Source organism: Parashewanella hymeniacidonis, from assembly GCF_016900895.1.
GTDB classification, from domain to species: Bacteria; Pseudomonadota; Gammaproteobacteria; order Enterobacterales; family Shewanellaceae; genus Parashewanella; species Parashewanella hymeniacidonis.
In genome coordinates, this window is sequence record NZ_JAFEUN010000240.1 from 1 (window position 1) to 2,209 (window position 2,209).

Annotated in this window: 3 protein-coding genes; 2 read left to right on the top strand and 1 reads right to left on the bottom strand. The window is 40.1% G+C overall.

Features of this window, described 5'->3' with window-relative positions:
* Positions 1 to 487: 487 nt before the first annotated feature.
* Positions 488 to 694, top strand: coding sequence for a helix-turn-helix transcriptional regulator (locus tag JQC92_RS21990; protein WP_205001665.1), 207 nt, complete (start codon positions 488 to 490; stop codon positions 692 to 694).
* The gene (locus JQC92_RS21995; RefSeq protein WP_205001666.1) at positions 681 to 1,022 is read left to right on the top strand and encodes a helix-turn-helix domain-containing protein; all 342 of its coding nucleotides are present in this window, start codon (positions 681 to 683) and stop codon (positions 1,020 to 1,022) included. Before JQC92_RS21990 ends, JQC92_RS21995 begins: the two co-directional genes overlap by 14 nt.
* 1 nt (position 1,023) lies before the next feature.
* Here JQC92_RS21995 and JQC92_RS22000 read toward each other — a convergent pair whose 3' ends face one another.
* Positions 1,024 to 1,893, bottom strand: a complete 870-nt coding sequence (locus JQC92_RS22000; RefSeq protein WP_239480684.1) for a site-specific integrase — start codon at positions 1,891 to 1,893, stop codon at positions 1,024 to 1,026.
* Positions 1,894 to 2,209: the final 316 nt, after the last annotated feature.

Below are 2,209 nucleotides of genomic sequence, written 5' to 3' on the forward strand. Positions count from 1 at the left end.
AAGCTACGGTCTTTGAGATCGAGTGGTGATCTTGAAAAATATTGGGAGTATCACAAACAGCAATCGAAACAGAGATTATATGAGTGTGATTAAACACGTCGGTGTAAAAGACCCACACCCATCGAATTTTAAGTAAAACACTTAAACTTTTCAGGATGATAAAGGCTAGTAAGCGTTATTGTTAATTGATTAAATCAGGGTTTCGAAACCCTATTTGCCTGTGAATAACCTACTTTGAAATGGATTCCGAAACATAGTAGCAGTATCAGTAGCAGTAAAAGTAGTTGTAACAGTACTCTTGTCCAACGCCTTTGGGTTGGACGGTTGGTCGAGCAATCCCCCAGATTTCATTTATCTTGTTCTTTAAGATTCAGCCCTTGAGCGTATGTTGAGAAAGATGACAATTTTTGCAATCTTGCCGATCTTCTCATTGGATTTCTTTAGCGATACAGTGAAAAGACTTAATTGACTCTGTGAGATCTAGGCTATGGAAAAATTATTAACTCCAGATGAAGCCGCTCAAGTCTTGGGCGTCAGTAAAAATACCTTGTGTACTTGGCGCTGTACTGGTCGGTATCCTTTGAAGTATCTGAAGATTGGGCGTTCGGTTAAATATCGAACGAACGACATTGAGTCGTTTATTACTCAAATGCAAAACCAATCCAGAGTAGGAGGTGAGCATGCAGCAAAATGAGCAAGTATTGATGCAATCAATTTTAGCTAAGCTATCTCGATTAGAAAAAATTATCGAGGATCAGTTAACCATGCAATTAGCGACAGATCTAAACAGTAAAGAATATTTGAATATTGACGAATGTTCAGTGTTATTGGGTTTGTCGACGAATCAACTCTATCGGTTAACCAGTGCAGATACGATTCCTCATTTTAAGCTGGGTAAGCATTTGAGGTTTGAGCGAATCAAAATTTTAGAGTGGGTTAAGCAACAACAGGTTTGTACTCAATTGGATATTGAGAAGAGGGCGGCAAATTATCTTGCTCACCACTCTTTACGAAACCAATAGCTTACTTCATTGGTTGTGAGGCAAAAATATCAGGGAATGACAGCATAGCGTCCATGCGTCTTTCTTCGATGATATCAGCGTAAATTTCGGTAGTTCGAAGTTCGCTGTGCCCTAACAAGCGTGATACAGAGTAGATATCGACACCTCGGCTAAGTTGGATTACAGCAAATGTGTGACGACCAGCATGGAAGGTCACTCGTTTATTTATTCCCGCAGCCAATGCCCACCGTAATAATTCTACATTTACATATGAACTGTATCGTAGAGCTTTAAACACTCGTTCTGTTGGCTCTCTTGGCTCATCCAGTAGTTTTTCAGCAGAGGGTGACAAATCCAAATATTGCAGACTTTTTGCGTTACCGTGCAGGAGTTTCTTTTGATGAAACACAATGCGCTTATGGTTGTTAAATTGCTCAACTTCTTGCCAAGTGAGTTTTTGGATATCTGACCATCGCATGCCTGTGGCACAGGAAAACAAAAATGCTTGTTTAAGTACACTGTAGCGGCACTCTGTTTGAGTAAGTGCGTTAACTTCCTCTAGGGTTAAGTAAGTTCTTTTTGTCGATTGTGCTTTGATTGAAGGAACTTGATGCACTGGATTGTGGTTGATGATGCCATCTTGCTGGGCTTGATTCAGTGCAGCCCTGACTTTGTTAAAATAAGAGCTTTGGGTATTTCGTGATAGGTGAGTATCACTTTTGGTTTTTGCGCTTTTCCCTAGGTAGGTTTTGAAGCCTTCAAGCCATTCTTTAGTGATGTTCTCAAAGGTAATGTCACGTCCTTTTGTGTAAGCTCGTAGGTGATTTTGAGTACTGACCCAAGTCGAGTGGTTGGAAGTAGAAGTTGTTTCTTGTTTAATATTGGAGAGCATTTGGAAATAATCCATAAAGCTGGCAGTGCGTTTGGTGGGATCTTCAAAACCATGCTTTTGGGTTTGTCGTATACGAACAGGTTTAGCGATTCGTACTGACGTTTGCGTTGTCTCGTATCTGAGTTGTCATAAACCAAACGAATTGTTCTCGTTCCGTCGGCTCTAACACTGCGTTTTTCAAGGTAAACTTTCATGGCTCATATCGTAATTCAAACTGCTCTGATAAACTTGCTTGAGCGTTTGCCTTTGAGATTCTTTTCAAAATGGAAATTTTCAGCATAGTTAACCTGATTAGCAACAAGAAATGCTACGAAAG